This window comes from Bacillus cereus (assembly GCF_002577405.1).
GTDB lineage: Bacteria > Bacillota > Bacilli > Bacillales > Bacillaceae_G > Bacillus_A > Bacillus_A cereus_AU.
This window is the reverse complement of the sequence record NZ_NULR01000007.1, coordinates 1-23,082: the sequence shown is the minus strand read 5'-3', so window position 1 is coordinate 23,082 and position 23,082 is coordinate 1. Positions and strand designations below refer to the sequence as shown.

Genomic DNA, 23,082 nt, shown 5'->3' with positions numbered 1-23,082 from the left:
CACCTAGAAATTAAAGTATAAAAACTCACTAATGCTCGTTAAATGTAACACACTATACACAAGCAATATTGCAGTAAATAAAGCTGTCCATACTGTGGGACGGAATGAGTCTTTTAACTGAATTGAATTTTTTAAGAAGAAACTAATACATAATGCCCCGAAAATGTACGCTACTATTTTCGGATCTAATAATGAAACATGATATCCTTCCGTAAATGTAACACCGTACTCTTTTAAAAATTGTAGCTTCTCAATAATAAATGCTGGGAACACGCTATTTGCTAGTTCGAATCCACTAAACCCAAACATTCCTTTTAACACTTTCATCGCATCATGCATCGATGTTGCTCTAAAGAAGACCCACGTTATATTAATGAAGAAAAACGTCACGAGCCATCCAGCCCAGGCCGGCATGCGCCCTCCCGCTTTACTCCATAAACGATGAACGACAGAAGCTACTCCGTGCAGAAAGCCCCAAAAAATAAATGTCCAACCAGCTCCATGCCAAAGTCCACTTATTAAAAAGACAATCATAATATTGACGTATGTACGCGTAATTCCTTTTCGATTTCCTCCAAGAGAAATATATACATATTTCGTTAAAAACTGGCTAAGTGTCATATGCCAACGGTGCCAAAAATCTTGTATACTCACCGCTTTATAAGGTGAATTAAAGTTTTGGGGCAATTTAATATTAAACATTAACGCAATCCCAATTGCCATATCGCTATATCCACTAAAATCAAAGTACAGCTGGAATGTAAACGCTAATGACGAAAGCCACGCTTCCACAAATGTTAGCGACTGCTGTACATCAAATCCTTCATGTACAACGGGAGATAATACGTCTGCAATCCCTACTTTTTTAAAAATACCGATGGCAAATACAAAAATACCGAGAATGATATAATTTGATTGCCAACGCTTTTTACTACTATCAGCAAACTGCGGCATAATTTGCGCATGATGCACAATCGGCCCTGCAATAAGCTGCGGGAAAAACGTTACAAACAATGCGTAATCAAGAAAATGACATTTCTTCGTCTCTCCGCGATACGTATCTACTAAAAACGCAATCTTTTGGAATGTATAGAAACTAATCGCAAGCGGTAACGTTAATGATAATAGTGTAAAATGAGTTCCAAATAACGAATTCACATTTTGTAAAAAGAAATCATAGTACTTGAAATAACTAAGCATTCCAATATTAAATATTAATCCTACTGTTAAAAGAATCTTACTCTTATATTCCACAAGCCGCATTCCGATAAAGTAGTTCACAGTGAGCGACACTAACATAAGCGGCAAATATTTTACGTTCCAATAACTATAGAAAAATAAAGATGCTGCCACAAGCCAAGCTTTCGCTAAAGTAGTTTGTCCAAATTTATTTAATAAAAAATATAAAAGAAATGCTATCGGTAAAAATAAAAAAATAAACTCAAACGAGTTAAATAACACACCATCTCTTCCCTTCTAAACAAATCACACCTTATTCATCTTATCTTATCCAAATAGTGAGTGTCAAAAATATTCCGCACCGCTTTCCTTCTATTATATATAACACTTATTTTAATCGAATTATTAACATGCTAAAATATTAAAGGCACTTTTATATAAAAGAATATATAATAGAAATGTCGGTTTTTTTGCACGAAATGTATTTTGAAAAAAGTGAGGAGAGTCCTTTGGTATTTAGTAGTTCAGTTTTCTTATTTATCTTTTTACCTCTCGTATTATTTTTCTATTTTATAGTGCGTGCCGAGCTGCGTAATTTCGTATTACTGGCATTTAGTTTAATTTTCTATGCATGGGGAGAACCGCGATTCGTTCTTTTAATGCTCTTTTCCATCGTATTAAACTACTGCTTCGGCCTACTCGTGCATCATTATGATAAACGAAAAAATATGAAAGTCACATTTTTAATTATGGCTGTGGTCGGAAATATTTTATTACTTTCTTATTTTAAATATATTTCATTTTTCACAGACATTTTAAACAACGTATTACATTTATCTATTCATGTGGAACCTATTCCACTACCAATTGGAATTTCATTTTATACATTCCAAGCGATGTCCTATGTTATCGATATTTACCGTAAAGATGGAGAAGTTCAAAAGAATCCACTTAACTTAGCGCTATATATCTCTATCTTCCCTCAGCTTATTGCCGGACCAATTGTTCGTTACAATATCGTCGCTGAGCAAATTAAAACGCGCATCCATTCTTTTGAACGATTCACAGAAGGCATTCAAATTTTCGTTCTCGGACTAGCAAAAAAAATATTAATCGCCAACCAAGTCGGATTTGTCGCTGATAAAATTTTCGCCTTACCACCATCTGAAATGAGTGTTGGCACGGCATGGATCGGCATTATCGCCTACACCCTTCAAATCTATTTCGATTTCTCAGGGTACTCTGATATGGCAATTGGGCTTGGAAAAATGTTCGGATTTGATTTCCCGAAAAACTTCAACTACCCATACATCTCTAAATCTATTTCAGAATTTTGGAGAAGATGGCATATTACACTTGGCTCTTGGTTCCGCGATTATATATATATCCCGCTCGGCGGAAACCGCGTTTCAAAACTAGCGAATTATCGTAACCTCTTCATCGTATGGGGATTAACTGGTTTATGGCACGGGGCGAGTTGGACATTTATCGTATGGGGATTATATTACGGCTTTATTATTTCAATTGAAAAAGCTGGATTCGAAAAAATATTAAACAAACTATGGAAACCGCTGCAACATGCATACGTATTAATAATCGTTATGATTGGTTGGGTCTTTTTCCGAGCTGATAACTTCGCCTTCTCGTTCCAATATTTAAAAGCGATGTTCGGGATGCAAGGGCAATCTTTCATCGATGACAATACAATGTTATACGTACATGAATACATTATCGTATTTATCATTGCCTTTATCGCAGCGACACCAATTTTAAAACGAATTAAAAACATACTAGAACTTGCGCCCAAAACATATATGTTCACGATGCAAATTGTACGTCCTATATTATTACTAACATTATTTATGATTTCGATTATGTACTTAATTAACTCAACATATAATCCATTTATTTATTTCAGGTTTTAACTTATGTAGGAAGGAAAAGTTGTTATGAAAAAATTGGGGAACCTCGTCCTGTTTATCGGTTTTCTCACCATTATCTTTTCATTTGGCATATTATCGTTACTCAAAACAGACCGAGACATTTCACCTGTTGAAAATCGGCCGCTCGCTCAAAAACCAGCACTTACGAAAGAAGTTCTCCTAAATGGTAGCTTCTTTAAAGATTTTGAAACATACACAAATGATCAACTAATCGGAAGAGATGAGCTCATTAAAAATTATACGCTTGCTCAAATTAAAATGGGCAAGTCACTCATTAACGACATTATTTTAACTGATGATAAATGGCTCCTTAAAAATCCAGCGTGGACGAAAAAATATGATGAAATTGACCAAACCATGCCCGCTATAAACGACTTATCTCAGTTTTTAAAAGAACAAAACGTTGAGTTTTACTTTGCTTTACCACCGTCAAAAACGAATGCACTATCATTTAAATTACCTTCTCATATTCACACATATGCACAGGAAAATTTAAATTACTTTCTAAAAAAACTACCAGCTGACGTAAAGCCGATAAAACTCATGGAATACTTTAAACAGAACTATACGAACGAAGAAATACAAGACATGTATTTCAAAACGGATCATCATTGGAATATGGACGGTGCTTTCGTAGGCTACCAATATATAATGAACACAATCGCGCAACAATCTTCTATATATAAAGGAAAAGAAATAAAAAAAGAAGACTATACTCGTACATGTGCGCAAAATAAGCATTTAGTTGGAAGCTTTAACAACCAACTATACCAACTCATCGATGCCAATGGTGAAAAATTGTGCTACTACACACCGAAAGACGGTTTCAACTTCACAAGCGTAACCGCAAAAGATGTGAAAGGTACTGTTCATCAAAACTTAGATGACATATACGGCGTAGAAAAACAAAAAGATACAACATCATACGCAGGTTATTACACAGACGACTATCCAGAAATCGTCATCGAAAATAACAATGCACCAAATGAAGTACGCGCCTTAGTCCTAAAAGACTCATTCGCAAACGCAATCGTGCCACACTTAGCACAAAACTTCAAACACACATCCATCCTCGACCTTCGTCACTATCACGAAAAGGATGTATATCAATACATTAAAGACAACAACATTAACATGGTATTGTTTGTGTATAGTGATTCGAATTTGAGTGGGGACATGTTTAAGTTTAAGCAATAAAAGAAGCCTCTTGTAAAATATACAAGAGGCTTCTTTACATTAAAAAATCAGTGGGGATTCATCCCCACTGATTTTTCACTTTATCTATAATCGACTTATAGATTTGGGTTGTTAAGCACGTTCACGTGTACAGCTTGTGAACCAATTTCGCTTGTTACAACGTTTTTATCTTTTAACACTTTGAATACTAATGTACCTTTGTCAGTGTACTTAGTAGTTAAAGTATCATAAAGGTCTGCCTTGAAGTTTGGAAGTGCAGAATCACTTGTTTGAGATACTGTTACATCGCCAAGTTTTACATCACCAGCGCTAAATACAGCATTGCCGTCTCTATCTAAGTAAAGTTTACCTTGCTCTGTACCAGATTTTACAACACGTACTTTATGTTGTGTTTCTTTCGTTAAGTTAATACCTTTTACGATATCATCAAGGTTACTCTTCTCAAGTTCTAATACAGTACCGATGTTGATTTTCTTCTCAACGAAGTTTTCTGTTTCAACTGGTTTGAAGTTTACAGATTTAATAGCGATTGTCTCTTGAACGATTTCGATTGTCGCTTTACCAGCAGTTGCACCATTTTTCGTTAAGTGGATATCAACTTTACCTGGAGTTTTACCTGTAACAACAACTTTATTTCCAACAATTTTAGCATCAGCTACTGCTGGGTTTTTAGATTCAACTACATAACCTTCTAAGTTTTCAGGATCAGAGTATACGCGATCTGAAGTGTACTTAGATAATTGATATTCAACTTTGTTAGAAACATTTAGGTCAAGTTTTGTATCAGGTGATTCACCGTATTTACCTACTTTAGATACAAGTTCAAAGTTTTTAAATGCAACGTTACCTTCTGTTACGTTCACATATAATGAACCTAAAGTAGCGCCATTAGCGTTTTGGAAGTGAACTGTACCTTCGCCTACTTCGTTACCTGTAATACCAACAGTTTTTGTACCAATTGAACCAGCATCAGTCGTTACTACATCTAATCCACCTTCAGCAACTACACCTGTTTTTGGAAGAACTTCTTTAATTGCAGCTGGATTAGCACCAAATGGATCGCCATATTGGTCAGTTGTTACGAATGTAACAGGTAATGTTTTATTTTGAACAACTTGTAATTTGTCTGGGTTAGCTTTTACTGATACTAATTTACGAGAATCAGTAGTTACTTTAAATTTAACGTCTTTCGTTACATCACCTACTTTAATAGTAAGTGTAGCTTCACCAGCAGCCTCAGCAGTAATGTAGTTGTTTACTACAGAGATAATACCGTGGTTTGAAGATTTAATGCTAATTGATCCTGGATCAACTACTTTATCTTCTCCAGCAATTGTAGCAACTAATTTATTAAGAGATGCTTTTTCACCAACAACTAAATTTTGGCTATTTAAAGCAAAATCTTTACCAGAAAGCTTGCTACCATAGTTTACAACGCCATTGCTATCAGCATCTACCGCAAATACAACATTTTTAATTGCAGAAGCTGGTGTATCAAGGTTTTTCACTGTAATAATACCAGTGTTAGAAACTGTTAAACCACCGCGTTTTGTAACTTGTACTTCTACTTTGTAGTCACCTTGTGGAATTCCAACAGCAAGTTTACCTGTAGTAGAAGTAGCTGTGCCACCTTCAAAGATATTTGCTGGTGAACCGTCTAAGTTATTTGCTACAAATTTGACGTCATGATCTGCTAAGTTTAAGTACTCAACATCAGCGTTACCTTTTTCATCGTTTAATTTGAAGGCAACTGCTTGACCAGCACGATCATCATCAAATGTAAGTTTTTCAACAGCTAATTTTTTAACTTCGTATACGAATTTAGTTACGAATGATTGATCTTTTACTTTTACAGTAAGATCTTTATTTGGAGCAACTTTACCACCAAGTGTTACAGTTGCAGAAGTACCATCAGCACTTGCTTCGATTGCAACAGCTTTGTCTCCTTCAAGAGTTACATCATCAGCAGAAAGTTTGTCTAAGCCAGTACCTGTTAATGTTAATTTCGTTGGTTCAGAAATTTTCACATCAGTTACATATGCTTGTGCATTATCTTTTTTTCCATATTTTTTATCTGTTAATGCGATAAATTGAGCTGCTTCTGCACGAGATACAGTTTTATTTGGCTCCCATTTATCACCAGTACCTACAGAGATTCCAAGATTAATTAGGATGTTTGCTTTTTCTTCACCCCAATGATCTAATAAATCTTCAAATGTCGTAACTAACTCGCCGTCTACTTTATCTTTTAAGTTATAAGCATTTACTAACATAGAAGCGAAAGAAGCACGGTCAATCTTTCCTTCTGGATAGAAGTTTTCTTTTCCATCACCTTTAACGATACCAGCTTTTTCAACTGCCGCAATATATTTTGAAGACCAAATATTTTTAGCATCTTTGAAAGAAGGTTGAGCATTTTCATCAACTGGTAAATTTAAAATTTTAGTGAAAATTACAGCTGCAGAAGCGCGGTCGATTGACTCATTTGGACCATATGTACCGTCTGGTTTACCTGTAATTGCACCTTTATCTACTAAGTAGTTAATAGAACCTTCTGCCCAATGACCAGCTGGAACGTCTGGGAATGATTTTCCTGCTGCTGCTACCGGAGATACAACTCCTGCTACCATTGCTGCTGTCATTGTACCTGCGATTACTTTTTTGTAAGAGTTAGTCTTTGCCATTTTATAAATTTCCTCCTTCAGGAATATGCTACTAGTTTCATATCATATTAAATTTGAAAACTAGCTAGTTAGAAAAGCCATAAAACAATAAAAACATAAACAAAAATACTATAATGAAAAGTAGTTCACATAATAAAATGATACAAACCGTTAGATGTAAATATAAGGTTTAAATACCATTTTCTGAAACAAGTTCATCATACTATACAAAACTATTCGTTATCAAGAACTTTCTCAAAAGAAGATTCGACACATTCTGATAATTCAGTCTTTTAATTGTATTATTAAGATATTAATAATACTTGAATATAGAAATGAATAAACTGTTTTCCAATAAACTACTATCACTGCTCTTCGAATATTTTTCATATCGAATACACAATTGGAATTATAGCACATATTTCCACTTCATCACCTAAAAAAAAATTACAATAAGTGCAATTTTCAGACTATATTTGACTTAAAATTCCCTAATTCGACATTTTCTTCTTTTTTTCGAATGTTTTTTTAACGAGAAAAGGTGTGAATTTACAAAAAATTTACATATTAATGGGGTGTTTTTCTATTTTTGAAAGCGCTTTTTATTTATTTCTCAACAAAAATAACTATTAATCTTCAAAATATGATCTGTTTTTCAAAGATCGTTTTATATAAAAATTGGACCATAAAAAAAGAGCCCACATAATGTGGACTCTTTCTATTGAAATAAATTTCAATTAGCGAGTTGCTGTTACTGATTTGAAATCAACAAGTTTGTTTCCTGTTGCATCAGCAGTTGTGAATACATGAGGAGTATTCTCTGCACCTTGCTTAGCTTTAACAGTTACCGTACCATTACCTAAGTTAACTGCGTCAGTAACCTTTAGAACTACGTCTTTAGCTACTTTGTCTTCTTTAACTGCTACAGTTAATGGTGCACCATTTAAATCAAGTACGAAATCATTTGTATCAACTTTTACAGCTTCAGAGAATGTAAGAGTAATCTCTTTGTTATCTACGCTTGTAATTTTAGCTGATTGGAATACAGGAGCTTTTGTATCTTCAACTTTTAATAATAGGTTTGTTGTACCCATTTTCACGCCGTCTTTGTTTGCAACGTTAGCTACTGTGAACTTCACTGTTTCTGATTTTTCGAAAGTGAATGTTTTTGGTAATTCGATAGTTGCAGTATCACCAGATAAAGTGATTAGTGTACCTTCTGGTAATTTAGCGCCTGCTAACGTGTAGTTGTTTACATTAGCAGCTGAATCTGCACCTTGACCACCTTTTACTACCTTGTCAAATTTCACTGTAACAGTATTATTCTCTTTATTAAATACAATATCTTCATTCGTTACTTTTGGAGCTACTTTATCTACTGGTGTTACATCATCTTTCTTCGCAACTTTCACTTCTGTAGTAAACGCTGCTGAATCATTACCAGCTGCATCTTTAATAAATCCTTTTGAAGCAGCAACTTTATAGTTACCTTCAGCTGGGAATGTTAAAGTGATAGCTTTTTTATTATCTTCAACTTTTGCTGCAGTTACCTTTTCTGTTACATCTTCACTTGTATCTTGATTAATGATACGAATATCTTTTTTATCAAATTTAGCAGTTTCAACATTTACTTCTTTATCAAATGTAAATGTAGCTGCTAAGTTTTGTTCTTTATCTGCTACAGCTTTTACGAAGTTAGGAGCTACAACATCTTTTGCAACTTTTACTTCTTTAGATACTTGCTTACCTACGTTGTTAGCTACATCTTTATAACCAGTGAATTCAACTGTAAGATTTGCAGCTGTTTCCTCTTTTATAAGAGCAGCTGGTACTGTTACAAGTGCTTTTGTTTGATCATCAGCAAGTTTGATTTCTGTGTTAGGTAGTGCTTTTCCATTTTTCTTAACTACTACGCTACCTTGACCGTCTTTAATAAGCTCTTCTGAGAATGTCACTTCTAATGTAGCTGTTCCATCTACAAGTTCTTTCACTTTAATATCTTTAACTTCTGGAGCTGTAGTGTCTTTTTCTACTTTGTAAGTAGCTTTACCTTCATACATTTCCATTGTGTTACCAGTGAAATCTTTAGCGCCAGTTACGATTACGTTAAAGTCTTCGCCGTTTTTAACTACGTCTTGAACTTGAGCTTTTGTTAATGTAACTGTATTGTCTACAGGCGTAGCTTTGATTGCTTTACCGTTAATAACAACAGTAACTTCAGCTGCGCTTAATTTTTCACTGAATACAACTTTAACATTTCCATCTGGAGTAGATACTGTAGATACAGTTGGAGCTACTTCATCGTTAAAGAAGATAACTTCATATTTTTTTGGAACATCTTTACTGTCAACAGTTTTAACATTTTGAACAGTTAAAACGTAAGCTTCGTTGTTCTCAAGTTTTTTGTCTCCAGCTACTGTTAAGATTACAGATTTTTTATCTTTACTTAGTTTTGGAGCATCAAATGTCATGCCCTCTTGTGAAATTGCAAAGTTGTCAACAGTCACATCTTGAACTTCAGTACCGAATTTAACTTCGATCTCTTTAGCATTGATTGCTTTAATAGACTCAACTTTAGCTTCTGATTTTTGTCCGAAATCTTTATCAGTCTTAGCAATAAATTGAGCTGCTTCTGCTTTAGTTACAGTTTTCTTAGGCTCCCAAGTAGTAGCTGTAGTACCTGCAGAAATTCCTAATTCAACTAGGATGTTAGCTTTTTCTTTACCCCAGTTTAATGTTTCTAAATCTTTGAATTTAGTTGCTGGAGTACCGTTTACTTTAGACTCTAAGTCATAAGCTTCTACAAGAAGAGATGCCATTGAAACGCGGTCGATTTTTCCGTCTGGCTCAAATCCGTTGCCTGTACCTTTAATAACGCCAGCTTTTTCAACTGCTGCGATGATTGGAGTAGCCCAATGGTTTTGAGAATCAGCGTAAGATGGTTTAGCATCTTTATCGATTGGTAAGTTTAAGATTTTAGCCATCATTGTAGCTGCTTCTGCACGAGTGATTTCTTTTCCAGGCTCGAACATTCCTGCGTCATTACCTGTAATTGCGCCTTTTTCTGCTAAGTAGTTAATAGAATCAATTCCCCAGTGATCAGCTGGAACGTCTGGGAATGTTTTACCTGCTGCTGCTACTGGAGATACAACACCTGCTACCATTGCTGCTGTCATTGTACCAGCGATTAATTTTTTGTAAGAGTTAGTCTTTGCCATTTTATATATTTCCTCCTTCAGGAATGTAATACTAGTTCCATAATGTTTTAAATAGATATTCTATTTAATGTTGAAACTAGTAAATATAAATGTAATTAAAATACCCTATATATAGAAATGATTCCACAATATAGAATAATAAACATAATACACCATTTTTACTCGGATTTAAATCCTTAAATTCGACAAAAAAGTGAATTTCCGTAATTCTAATGTTCATTTTTTTCGACTTTTAATTTAAATAATCCGATTATAAAATCAGAATATTTTAAATGTACGAAACAATGCGTCAGAACTACGTTTGTACAATATTTATATAACCATTTACAACTATAGCAGAAAAACGTTTGCAATTTCAATATTTAACTATAAAGATATTACGACATTAATCGACATTATTTTTCTCTGTTTTTCGACATTATTCTTAAATTCATTTTTTCGAACAAACTCCACCTCGTTATCCATGTATTTTTGTACAAAACGCTTTATATCAATATTCCATATATGCTAACGTTAAGATTTTAAGATTAATACAGACCTATTCAAGAACAACTAAAACTTCAACGTGTTATTTTTTTCGACATTATTCTACAAATTTGTATGTTTGTCGGCCTTTTATTTTTCTTTAATACGCTGCTCTTTCAAATTCTTACCTACATAACAAAAAAAAGAACAGGCGATCCCTGTCCTTCTTTCCACTCAATTATTGAAATAAAAGAGGAATGGCCTCTCATCCTAAGATTCCATTCCTCTTTTTATAGACTCTTTCGCATGTAAGTCATTAATAATATATTTAGACGCTATGGAAATTTGCTCTCGCAATTCCTCTACCCTTTGTCCTAATGTTTCCTGTACATATTCTGTTTGCTCTAATTGTTTAATCGCCATACTATGTAATGTTTCTGTCGTCCAGTCTCCATCAACATTCCCAATAATCGGCTGATTTACTTGTTGTAAAAACGAATCGATCTTTGGGTCATATGAAATTCCAATCATAGGCGTGTTTGCAACTGCCGATAATATAAGAGCATGAAGTCTCATTCCTATTAAAAGAGAGCATTCTGATAAAATAGAAATTTTCTCATGAATATCCATTTTATAAGGAAGCATGTGTGCTTCTTCTCCCATCAAATTAATGATATCCCTTGATGCATTTTGATCAAATGGCCCATGCATTGGTACAAATAAAATATGGTAGCCCTCTTGCTTAAGCTTTTTCAGCGTATCTGCTAACTTCTTCATATAATCTTCTTTTGCATTCCAGTACCTTACACTAACCGCAACAACTTTTCCTTGCAGCGAATGTTTTTGAAGCCAATTGGATTTTTTTCCTTCTGGCTGACAAGCTAATACTGGATCTGGGACAAGTTCGATGTCTTTCTTAATACCAATTTCTTTTAAGTACAAAAAAGAGTCTTCATCACGCACTGATATATATTCAGCCTTTGATACATGCCATTTCACTAATAAACGATTTTGCTTCTTCGTAATAGGTCCGATTCCTTGGGCGTAAATATAATACGGCTTTTTCAAAAAACGTGCAAGTCGCATAATACCCGTATAATATAGAATACTCTTAATACTCGTCTTATCTTGCAAGAGACTTCCGCCTCCGCTAATTAAACCATTACTTCTTTTTATTTCTCGATAAATCGCTCTTATATCCCAACGATTTACTGCTTCTACATCGTACATTTTCCTTGTATAGTCAGGGTCATTTGAAAGTACAACAAGCTCAAGAGTAGGATCCTCTTCATGTAGCGCTTTAATAATTGATTGCAAAATTGCTTCGTCCCCAACATTATAAAAACCATAATATCCTGATAAAACTAACCGCACTCTTAATCTCCTCCAACATTTCGCAATCAACTCTTTTTGTAATTAAACAAATTGTCATCTATTCCTTGCCGAGAAAGGTTTGATAACTTCAAATTGATTTCTTTCACAAACATCTAACAAGTCATACCCATTTATAATATTCTTCAGTTTCTATAATAAACGATTTTATTTACGTAAAAATGGAATTTGTTCTTTCGATATCCAGTTTAGTTTCAATGCACATATGCCATATAATACTGAAGCTACACTTAGCGCTACAGCACTATATATCATTGCCAAAATCCTAGAATCTGTCACATTGATTAATGTAGACACAAAGTATAATGCTATACCTAAAATACTAGATACTCCAATCACAGCCAAAAATTTCCCTATAGCTATTGGATAGGAAAGATTTTTTCTAATATAAATATGATTTGCGATACAAATCATTATATAAATAATTAGAGTACTATACGCTGCTCCATTTATACCGAATTGGTTTACTAGCACTATATTTAATATAATTTTTACAAAACTTGCACCGATGATAATCCATGCTGCTTGCATCGAACGATTAATCCCTTGCAAGATTCCTATTGATAATACCATAAGTGAGGTGAAATACGAGCTACCAATTAAAATAGCTAACATGCCACTTCCTTTTGTATCTGTAAACAATGCAACATTAAGCGGTACTGTAAGAGCCATAAGCCATATCGTTATCGGCATTGTTAAAACGTGCGCAAACTCATTTGTACGCTTTACTGTCAGTTTAGCTAAAGCTATATCCTTTTTTGTTAAAGCCGCTGTTAATAATGGAATTAACGGAAATACTATCGCACTTGCAAATACAACAATTAATTGCATAAATGCAAAACCACGGCTATATATACCAAATTGTTCCTGAATCGTTGTAGAAGATTCATGTAGCACATGTGGAATTGTTACAGAATCAACTAAATTTAAAACAGGCATCGATAACGCTCCAATTGCAATCGGAATTGAAACACGGAGTATATTTTTCGCGTTTTTCTTAAAGTCTTGCAATGAATACGTTTTACTCTTATAGCGATACGGGCTTTTCACATATTTTACTCGCAAGTATATGAGTGACGTAATAACGCCAAAGCAAGAACCAATCATCGCTCCGCCAGTTATGATATCACTACTCTTATTCCAATATACAAATATATAAGCGATTGTTAACATAAAGAATACGCGAATTAACTGTTCAATTACTTGTGATACACCAGTAGGCATCATATCTCCGAACCCTTGGAAATATCCACGGTACACTGCCATATATGGTGCGATCAATAAAGCAAACGACGTAACAATTAATGCTAGCCTCGTCTCTTGTCCACCAAGCAAATTTGCAATGCTACTTGACCCAATAATAATAATTAAAAATCCGAGCACCCCAAATATAACACCGATAATAGAAGCGGACGTAAACAATTTAGCTATTCCGTCCCGATCATCCTTTTCATGAAGTTCAGCTATTAACTGGGATATTGCTAGCGGAACTCCCGCTACTGATAAAGTTAAGGCTATCATATATACAGGAAAAACAAGACGAAAAATCCCAATTACTTCATCTCCTGCTATATTTTGCAATGGAATTTGAAAAAAACTCCCCACTACTTTCGATAGAAACGTAGTAACGGTTAATATCGCAGCGCCTTTTACAAACTTTTTATTCATCTTCTATCTCTTTTCTTTCGATATATAATCTACATAAAATATTAAATCAGTATTATTTATTCATCTTGAGAATCATCACTTTATCTCATTTAGTTATCATACCAAATTTCTTATATATTGAATACTCTCTTTCTTTTTATGTTTTAAATATAATATTTGCAAGATATATGTTTTTTTATCCAGTTTTTTATCCAGTTTTTTCTTCAATTTACTACTTCTACTTATTAAAGATAAACATGTGCTATAATGTAGCTATTGTCAGTAAGAGGAGTGTTTGCAACATGCTGAATTCGGTAAAGAAATTGTTAGGAGATTCTCAAAAGAGAAGGCTAAAAAAATATGAACAACTTGTTCAAGAAATTAATGATTTAGAAAAACAAATGTCTAGTTTATCTGATGAAGAATTACGTCACAAAACTGTCACATTCAAAAGTATGCTTACGGACGGTAAAACGGTCGATGATATAAAAATAGAAGCATTCGCTGTTGTCCGTGAAGCCGCAAAACGTGTGCTTGGATTACGTCATTACGATGTACAGTTAATTGGTGGACTTGTATTACTAGAAGGTAATATTGCGGAGATGCCAACTGGTGAAGGAAAAACATTAGTTTCCTCTCTTCCAACATATGTACGTGCTCTTGAAGGAAAAGGCGTTCATGTTATTACTGTAAATGATTATTTAGCAAAGCGTGATAAAGAGTTAATTGGCCAAGTCCATGAATTTCTCGGCTTACAAGTTGGATTAAATATTCCTCAAATCGATCCTTCTGAAAAGAAACTTGCGTACGAAGCTGATATTACATATGGTATTGGAACAGAGTTTGGTTTTGACTATCTTCGCGATAATATGGCTGCTTCACAAAATGATCAAGTTCAGCGCCCCTATCACTTTGCTATTATCGATGAGATTGATAGCGTTTTAATTGATGAGGCGAAAACGCCACTTATCATTGCTGGGAAGAAATCAGGTAGCTCTGATTTGCATTATTTATGTGCAAAAGTTATTAAATCATTCCAAGATACCCTTCACTATACATACGATGCAGAATCGAAATCAGCTAGTTTTACAGAAGACGGTATTACAAAAATAGAAGATTTATTTGACATCGATAACTTATATGATTTAGAGCATCAAACTCTATACCATTATATGATTCAATCATTACGTGCCAATGTTGCTTTCCAGCTTGACGTTGACTATATTGTGCATGATGAAAAAATACTACTTGTAGATATTTTCACAGGACGTGTTATGGATGGTCGCTCTTTAAGTGACGGCTTGCATCAAGCACTAGAAGCAAAAGAAGGTTTAGAAATTACAGAAGAAAACCAAACACAAGCTTCTATTACAATTCAAAACTTCTTCCGTATGTATCCAGCATTATCAGGTATGACAGGTACAGCAAAAACGGAAGAAAAAGAATTCAACCGTGTATACAATATGGAAGTTATTCCAATTCCAACGAACCGTCCTGTTCTTCGTGAAGATAAAAATGACGTAGTATATATAACAGCTGATGATAAATATAAAGCTGTGCGTGAAGAAGTTGTGCAGCGCCATAAACAAGGACAACCTATTTTAATTGGAACAATGTCTATCTTACAATCCGAAAATGTTGCTCGTTATTTAGATGAAGCAAACATAAAGTATCAATTATTAAATGCTAAAAGTGTAGCGCAAGAAGCAGACTTAATTGCAACTGCTGGGCAAAAAGGACAAATTACAATTGCTACAAATATGGCAGGACGAGGTACTGATATATTACTAGGAGAAGGTGTCCATGAAATTGGTGGATTACACGTAATCGGTACAGAACGTCATGAGTCTCGCCGTGTTGATAATCAGCTTAAGGGCCGAGCTGGTCGCCAAGGTGATCCTGGAAGCTCTCAATTTTTCCTATCTTTAGAAGATGAGATGCTAAAACGCTTTGCTCATGAAGAAGTGGAAAAGTTAATAAAATCACTAAAACATGACAATACAGGACTTATTCATACGTCTAAAGTTCATGATTTCGTCAACCGTACACAATTAATTTGTGAAGGTGGCCATTTCTCGATGCGTGAATATAATTTAAAATTAGATGACGTAATTAATGATCAGCGTAATGTTATATACACACTACGTAACAACCTTCTAAAAGAAGAAACAAATATGATAGAGCTTATTATTCCAATGATCAAACACTCTGTGGATGCAGTTGCTAAGCAGCACCTTTTCGAAGGAATGCTTCCTGAAGAATGGGATTTCACTAGTTTAACAGCATCTATTAAAGAAATTTTACCGGCTGAAACTTTGCCACTATTATCTGCGAACGACGTACATTCGCCTGAGGATTTACAAATCGTTTTAAAAGATACAATTTCTAGCTATATCGAGCGTGTACAAGAATTAAATGACCATACGGATTTACAACAATCACTGCGCTACGTTGGTTTACACTTCCTAGATCAAAACTGGGTAAATCACTTAGATGCAATGACTCACTTGAAAGAAGGTATTGGCTTAAGACAATATCAACAAGAAGATCCAATTCGCCTTTATCAAAAAGAAAGTTTGGATATTTTCTTATACACTTACGGTAATTTTGAAAAAGAAATGTGCCGATATATCGCGAGACATTTAGCAGTTCCAGAAAACGTACAATCATGAGGTGAAAATTTATGTTATCATTCCTGAAAAAGGCAAAGAAAAAAGGAAAAGATACTACTGTTTCTAGTAATCAATTATTTGGACAAGAAGAAACTACTTCTCAAAATAAAACGGTAAAGCCAGTTCTTTACTTCCATCCTAGCTGGGGTGACGTAGCACAAGAACAAAAGTACATTTATCAATTCTTACATAAAGAATTACCACGTTTACAAGAATATCAAATTTCCTTATCAGGAATTGAAATTGAAAAACGTGATGGCGCATACGATGTAGCTGCATTTATTCGCAGCAGTGTCCCAAAACCGATTTCTTTCGAAGAAGTTACATTACTTCTATTAAACAAAGATAAAAAGCTTTGCGCACGTAAAACATTTAACCTGTCTGCTCTTGGCGATATTCCTGAAAATGTGAATATGCCGTTCGTATTTACATTTGAGCAAGAAACAATAATGGAAGCTGAACTATCTCAATCAGATTGGGAATTAGCTTTCGAACTTGAAAGTAAGCATCAACTAGATTTAGATCCATCTTGGGAAACTCAGTTACCTGAAGCAAGCAAAGAAGCTTTACGTAATTTTGTAGACAATTTAACACCTCCAAATGAAGGTGAAATTAACTTCCTAGGTTTACAAGCCGCACTGAAAGAGAACGGTGATTTACATACAACACTTCTAATTCGTAACGGCTGTAAAGATAACATTCAACTAGAACAACTTCCTCTTCACATTGAAGATGCTTCTGGAGAAGTCGTTGTTAAAGGTGCTTTCACGTTACCGAATCTTGAAATTAAAGCGAATACTACAAAACCGTGGTCATTTGTTTTCCCTGCTTCATCCATCTTGAAACAAAATATGGATTTATCTAGCTGGAAAGCATTTGTACCTCAAGACTAATATACAAAAAAGCCTATCATAAAAGATGGTCATCACACCTTTTATGATAGGCTCTTTTTTTATGTGAAATCTACTTAGTTACTAATAAACGTTCAATATGATACTCCGCTTCTAGTTTACACATTTCATCTACATGCTTTACGTTGCTCTTTTTTAACAGCTCAAATTGTTCTTCGCTCGGCTGCTCACTAATAAGTTCATTAATTTTTTCATTTACTTTCATCGCTAATGCTTGATGGAAATCTGGATGCCCTTTCAACTCGTCGTCTACTTTATTAATCCAAGTTGATTTTGTGTATAAATATTGTTTCCACTGTTCAACAAATTGCTGCATATCAAATTTTTCTTCATTCCATTCAATTTCTTTCATATATCTCTCAAAAGAAACAACAATTGATCGTGTAATCCCGACCTTCACTCCATGTGGTAACTGTTTGTACATCAAATATTCCCTCCAGCTTAAAGCTCTTCCTTCTGAATATAAAGGAATCTCAAAATTCATATACCTTCTTATAATAGCACATTGCTAATCTAAGATGTTACTATACTGTGTAGAAAATCAATTGTCAACAAACGTGCAACATCTAGATATACAGATTTCATACATAATAAACACAGTAAAAATAATAAGAACTTTCACACGAAATGCTTTGTAGAGTGTGAAAGTTCTTATTATTACATTGCTTTAGTTTTCAAAAATTGTAATTTTTCTTTTTGCTCATCATTCGCCATCATCACTATCGTCTTTTCAACATGCGGATGTACATGTTCAAGTGTCACACTCGCTCCTGCTTTATCCGACTGCTCAACAAAGTTTAATAATGCCATAGCTCCTGATACATCCATATAGCGTACATCTTTCATACGTAAAATAATTGGTGACTTCACATCTTGTAAAGAAGCAAAAATACGATCTACTGATAGAAATGAAAGTGGTCCCTGAATTGTATACGTCGCTTCTTTTTCTTCTATAATAGAAGCTTTACGCTCTTTACACTTCACCATGTATATAATGAAGGAAAGAATAATACCAAACGCAACAGCAACCATTAAATCGAATTTCACTGTCACAAACATCGTCACGAACATTACAATCACATCACCCTTTGGAGCTACATGCGCTTTCCTCAGGCTTTCCCAATCAAACATCCCGATGCCAGTTAAAATTAAAATGCCTGATAATACAGCAAGCGGAATATATTGTACCACTGAACCGAGTCCCATAATGAAAATAAATAATATGACACTATGCATACAAGCTGAAAGTGCCGTTTTCCCGCCACTTCTTATATTGACGATGGATCTAACAGTTGCACCTGCTCCTGCTAATCCGCCGAACAAACCGCTCGCAATATTACCAATACCTTGTCCGATTAACTCTTTATTACTTTTATGACGTGTCCCTGTCACATTATCCATTACGACAGACGTTAATAATGAGTCAATTGATCCTAGTAAAGCAATACTAAGTGCTGGTAATACAAGTGCTAACATGCCATTTGCGTCTAAAGTCGGTACGTGAAGAGATGGCATCGCTTCTGGAATTGCACCTATCTTTTCAACTACCTTATTTAAAGAAAGAGTTCCTACAATTGGTAAGTTTACCGTAAGTCCTTGTAGCATAGAAGAAAAGAACGGCAACGTTACTGTGACACCTACTAATGCCACTAAACTTGACGGAATGGCCTTAATCCATTTTCCAGAAACAATCATTACAATGATCGTTAATAACACGAGTAGAAAGCTATTTTGTACGTGCTTCATTTCACCTAAAATAATAATCAGTGCAATCCCATTCATAAACCCTGAAACAACAGGATACGGAATGTAACGAACATAAGAGCCTAGCTTACATACACCGAATAAAATTTGAAATACCCCTGCCATCGTAAAGGCAATAAAACTTGCTTCTAATCCGTGAGTTGCAATAACGCCTGTTGCAATTACTGTAATCGGCCCAGTAGGACCTGTTACTTGCCCTGGTGTACCACCAAATAACGCTGCGAATAAACCCGCAAAAATCGCACCGTATAATCCTACAAGCGCTCCCTCAGATGTTCCTGTTGCGGCAATACCAAATGCAATTGCTAATGGCAAAGCAACAATCGCAACAGTAAATCCTGCTAAACATTCCTTTGCTATTTTTTGAATCATAAAAAAACCACCTTCGTATAAAGTCCACGTTCCATTGTACACCTAAAAATACTCATTCGTTAGCGTATTTATAAGAAACTCTTTACAGTCTCGTGAAGTAAACGCATCCAAATAAAAGTTTCCCCCTTACCTATGGAAACAATTGCAACTATGCTATAATGAACAAATTAAATCTTTTACTATATACTTGGAGGCACTATGCTAACTTTTGAAGAAAAATTATCGATTATTGAATCTTTCCCGGAATTAGAAAGAAAGAACGTATCATTAAAACGCGTAAACTTTCACTTTGAAGAAAGTCGTTTAGATAAAAAGAACGTTGTATATCATTTACATCCAAACGGAAACGGATTTGTATATGCAAGCGGTATTAAAGGTTACAAAACGGATGATAAAGGTATGGTTAACATCCGTGAATTTTCAGCAGAAGAACTACGTTCATTAATTGAAAAAACAATTGAACGTCTATCACAGGAGCAAGAGGAAATTGTAACACCATTGACGCCTGCTGCCGAAGAGGAATGGCGTAACGAAGACGGCCATATCCTAACTCTTATTCAAGAGGATGACATGTGGAACGTTTACGCTGACGTAAACTTAGACGGTACATTCAACTCTTATCCAGAAGCTGCTGAATACCTTGACGAAGAAGGTTTTTCACGTAAATAATACGTTCCTTACTACTAATGAGGCCGTCCCAAAAGTTTTTTGGGTACGGCCCTCTTTTTATTAATAGGTAGGTTTTTTTTGTCGTATTTTGCAGTTGAGTCGATATATGTAGAGTTGTGTTCGATATAATTTCATGTACTATTACAATTTTCCCCACAAGAACATAACTCCATTTCAAAGTTAGGTTTTCTGGACAGTCCATTCCATAAAATTCCGAAATCAAAACTTCTTATTCTCACTATCCCCTATAAAAATTTGAATTTGACAACTATACGTCTCCGTATTAAAAAAATCATTAATTAACTCCACTTCAATAAAACTCTCCACTTCTATATCATTTTCTTTTGTATATTTAATCATGGTATTTCTACGTTCTTCTTCATTTTCTTTACTATACGCTAATGTTATATATTTCCCGCCTGGTAATACTTTTATATTTTGCATCTCTTCCATATGTACATGATCTTGCACCTTATTAAAAACATACTTTGGTTCTACATCCCACTTTTCATTGACATTGTAGAGAATTCCCATTTCCATTGACATTTTCTCTTCATAATCTTGAACGATTTTCTCTAGATTGGAATAATACAGTAACTCCTGTAAACTCCCGACTTCTTTACAAGGCGCTACAATTACATAACGCTTTTCAAAGAACTTAATAGATATTTCATCATTCTTTAATATTTCCTGTGAACTCCCTACTTTCGCATGTAACCCATCAATCGTTTCAATTACCTCTTTCATTTTCTTTATATGTTCTTCCGCTTCCGCTCTCTTTAATTGTAAAAATTGCAGCAACTTGTCCGTATTACATTCCTTAAAAATCTCTTGAAGTTCCACTATACTGGTGTTCAACTCTCTACAACTTTTTATAATATCAATGTGAATGAATTGATCTATGGAATAATATCTATATCCTGTTGATTCATCAATATGTTTTGGGATAAGAATCCCCATCTTATGATAGTACCTTAACGCCTTTATCGTTATATCCTTTATTTTTGCAACTTCTCCAATAGAAAATAATGTTTTCACCTGAATCTCTTCCTTTTTATTTTTTCCCTACCACTATTGACTCTCCCCTTAGAGGAGACCTTACTATTTATATTATAATAAGTTATTTATATTAATAAAGGGAGTATACAATTATGAACACAGTAAAATATAGAAGTCTTGTTAAGGAAGACTATGAGCCTATAAAACATTTAATTGGCGAGGCATTTAGATTTAATCAATTCATTACAGATAAAAATTTTTTAAACTCCATATTAAATGTCTACCTACACAGTTGCATTTTAGAAAGTTCCTTTAGTATGGTAGCTGAAAAAGATAATAAAATTATCGGTGTCATTTTAGGCGATTCCGAAAAAGATAAAAACCGTTTAAAGAGATTCCATAATACGTTTAGCTTTGCCTTTAACACGCTGAAACTATTCATGACGAATAAAGAGAATAGAGAGTTTTTAAAAACGTTTATAAAAGTTCAAAAAACATATAAAGAAATCATTCAAGGAAAAGAAGAGCAGTTTCAAGGTTGTATACAATTATTCATCGTATCCGAAGAATCTAGAGGTCTTGGAGTTGGGAAACATTTATTAAATCAGTTATTCCAATACATGACAAAAGAAGAAGTAACATCTTTATACTTATATACAGATAATGCATGCAACTATAGATTTTATGACAAACAAAACTTCAAACGTATACAAGAAAAAGCAGTTAATTTTGGACCAAAAGAAGAAGATTTCAACGTATTTTTATACCGCTATGACTTTAACTAATAGTAACATTTACACTTCGATGCTCTTTGCTAATTAGCAAAGAGCTATATTAAGTATGCTATCTAGCCTAAATCCTCCAGCCAAACTCTTCTACTACTATTATTTCAGTTCGATCAGTGCGAAAAAGAGGAAGATATGTAACAACTTCAATTTAAAAAGGAGCGCACAACATGGAATGGATTCACGAATTATTTCAGCAATATGGGTATTATGTAGTACTTGTTGGATTGCTTTTAGAATACATTGCTCTTCCGTTTCCAGGAGAGCCAACATTAGCCTATGCAGGATTCTTATCACATCAAGGTGATTTGAGTTTACCAATTTTAATTATTTTATCCTTTATTGGGACAAGCGTAGGTATGACATTCCAATACTTTTTAGGAAATAAACTTGGCATGCCTTTCATTCAGAAATATGGGAAATATGTATTTTTAACAGAACGGAAAATTAATTTAACGAAAATGTGGTTTGATAAATACGGATATTTTCTAATCTTTATCGCCTTTTTCATCCCAGGTGTTCGCCACTTCACAGGATACTTTGCAGGAATTATCAACTTACCGTTTCGCCGCTTTGCGATGACCATTTATTCAGGCGCCCTATTTTGGGTATCATTCTTCTTAATCGGTGGTTACTGGTTAGGGGAAAACTTAGAAAATATATTCCTAGTACTTGAACAACACATTTGGAAATTTATCTTCGGTATTATTATCATTGCGCTAATCGCCCGATTACGCCAGAAAATAAAGCATGTGCTTGTAAAAAATATGAATTAAAACGAAAAGCATGTTATTAAAATCGTTCATTCATAAGTATTATCCAGCTTAGCTGATTACACAAATAAAAAAAAGCGGAGACCCCTAGTCTCCGCTTTTTTATATACATCTTGTTTCCGAACTAAAACTACAAGAACTTAATACTCTTACATTCATTAATTTTTTCGGCGTCTAAACGTCATCGCTCCCAAAATTAATGCGAACATACCTGCAAGGATAGAAGTAGATTCAGTTGCTGCTCCACCTGTTTGAGGAAGTAACTTTGATTGCTTATTACTTTCTTTACTAGATGGTACTTCAGATTTATTTTTTACATCTTGTTTGTTTTGTACTTCTACTTTACCTTGTACATTTTGTTTACTTTGTACTTCTACTTTACCTTGAGCCTCTTGTTTGTTTGAAACTTCCGATTGCTCTTTTACTTCTGGTT

At 34.4% G+C, this 23,082-nt stretch carries 16 protein-coding genes; 7 read left to right on the top strand and 9 right to left on the bottom strand.

The features are described 5' to 3' along the window. Positions 1-3: 3 nt before the first annotated feature. Positions 4-1,461: an MBOAT family O-acyltransferase gene (locus tag COC96_RS10655; RefSeq protein WP_098768758.1), complete on the bottom strand. Its 1,458-nt coding sequence runs from the start codon at positions 1,459-1,461 to the stop codon at positions 4-6. 227 nt (positions 1,462-1,688) lie between these two features. On the opposite strand from COC96_RS10655, the gene COC96_RS10650 reads away from it, so the two are divergent. Both COC96_RS10650 and patB1 read left to right on the top strand, forming a co-directional pair. Beyond that, the gene (locus COC96_RS10650; protein WP_098269557.1) at positions 1,689-3,104 is read left to right on the top strand and encodes an MBOAT family O-acyltransferase; all 1,416 of its coding nucleotides are present in this window, start codon (positions 1,689-1,691) and stop codon (positions 3,102-3,104) included. Between the two features lie 24 nt (positions 3,105-3,128). Further along, positions 3,129-4,319 (top strand): secondary cell wall polysaccharide O-acetyltransferase PatB1, encoded by a 1,191-nt coding sequence (gene patB1 / locus COC96_RS10645; RefSeq protein WP_098768757.1) that lies wholly within the window; start codon positions 3,129-3,131, stop codon positions 4,317-4,319. A 95-nt stretch (positions 4,320-4,414) separates the two neighbouring features. Here the strand turns inward: patB1 and ea1 are convergent, their stop codons facing one another. From ea1 to COC96_RS10625, 4 genes are all read right to left on the bottom strand, one after another. Continuing rightward, entirely contained in the window at positions 4,415-7,003 is a 2,589-nt protein-coding gene (ea1, locus tag COC96_RS10640; protein WP_098269555.1) for an S-layer protein EA1, read from the bottom strand. Positions 7,004-7,719: 716 nt separating this feature from the next. After that, on the bottom strand, positions 7,720-10,200 hold the full coding sequence (locus tag COC96_RS10635) for an S-layer homology domain-containing protein (RefSeq protein ID WP_098768756.1): 2,481 nt from the start codon (positions 10,198-10,200) through the stop codon (positions 7,720-7,722). Between the two features lie 735 nt (positions 10,201-10,935). Continuing rightward, the gene (gene csaB / locus COC96_RS10630) at positions 10,936-12,039 is read right to left on the bottom strand and encodes a polysaccharide pyruvyl transferase CsaB (protein WP_098768755.1); all 1,104 of its coding nucleotides are present in this window, start codon (positions 12,037-12,039) and stop codon (positions 10,936-10,938) included. 165 nt (positions 12,040-12,204) lie between these two features. Further along, the gene (locus tag COC96_RS10625; protein WP_098768754.1) at positions 12,205-13,725 is read right to left on the bottom strand and encodes a putative polysaccharide biosynthesis protein; all 1,521 of its coding nucleotides are present in this window, start codon (positions 13,723-13,725) and stop codon (positions 12,205-12,207) included. A 281-nt stretch (positions 13,726-14,006) separates the two neighbouring features. On the opposite strand from COC96_RS10625, the gene secA2 reads away from it, so the two are divergent. Beyond that, a complete protein-coding gene (gene secA2, locus COC96_RS10620; protein ID WP_098269551.1) occupies positions 14,007-16,376 on the top strand; it encodes an accessory Sec system translocase SecA2 in 2,370 nt (789 codons plus the stop codon). Between the two features lie 11 nt (positions 16,377-16,387). Then, entirely contained in the window at positions 16,388-17,269 is an 882-nt protein-coding gene (locus COC96_RS10615) for an accessory Sec system S-layer assembly protein (RefSeq protein WP_098269550.1), read from the top strand. A 70-nt stretch (positions 17,270-17,339) separates the two neighbouring features. On the opposite strand, the gene COC96_RS10610 is transcribed toward COC96_RS10615, so the two are convergent. After that, on the bottom strand, positions 17,340-17,711 hold the full coding sequence (locus COC96_RS10610) for a hypothetical protein (protein ID WP_098269549.1): 372 nt from the start codon (positions 17,709-17,711) through the stop codon (positions 17,340-17,342). Between the two features lie 233 nt (positions 17,712-17,944). After that, positions 17,945-19,423, bottom strand: coding sequence for a SulP family inorganic anion transporter (locus COC96_RS10605; protein WP_098768753.1), 1,479 nt, complete (start codon positions 19,421-19,423; stop codon positions 17,945-17,947). A 198-nt stretch (positions 19,424-19,621) separates the two neighbouring features. Between COC96_RS10605 and COC96_RS10600 the strand changes: the two genes are divergently transcribed. Continuing rightward, positions 19,622-20,092, top strand: coding sequence for a hypothetical protein (locus tag COC96_RS10600; protein ID WP_098768752.1), 471 nt, complete (start codon positions 19,622-19,624; stop codon positions 20,090-20,092). Between the two features lie 219 nt (positions 20,093-20,311). On the opposite strand, the gene COC96_RS10595 is transcribed toward COC96_RS10600, so the two are convergent. Next, positions 20,312-21,130: a MerR family transcriptional regulator gene (locus COC96_RS10595; protein ID WP_098768751.1), complete on the bottom strand. Its 819-nt coding sequence runs from the start codon at positions 21,128-21,130 to the stop codon at positions 20,312-20,314. A 113-nt stretch (positions 21,131-21,243) separates the two neighbouring features. On the opposite strand from COC96_RS10595, the gene COC96_RS10590 reads away from it, so the two are divergent. Together COC96_RS10590 and COC96_RS10585 are read left to right on the top strand one after the other, a co-directional pair. Continuing rightward, positions 21,244-21,876, top strand: a complete 633-nt coding sequence (locus tag COC96_RS10590; protein ID WP_098768750.1) for a GNAT family N-acetyltransferase — start codon at positions 21,244-21,246, stop codon at positions 21,874-21,876. Between the two features lie 170 nt (positions 21,877-22,046). Beyond that, complete coding sequence (locus COC96_RS10585; protein ID WP_098269546.1) at positions 22,047-22,652, top strand: DedA family protein; 606 nt, start codon at positions 22,047-22,049, stop codon at positions 22,650-22,652. 155 nt (positions 22,653-22,807) lie between these two features. On the opposite strand, the gene COC96_RS10580 is transcribed toward COC96_RS10585, so the two are convergent. Further along, a partial coding sequence (locus tag COC96_RS10580; protein WP_141535999.1) for an LPXTG cell wall anchor domain-containing protein occupies positions 22,808-23,082 on the bottom strand: 275 nt, incomplete at its 5' end.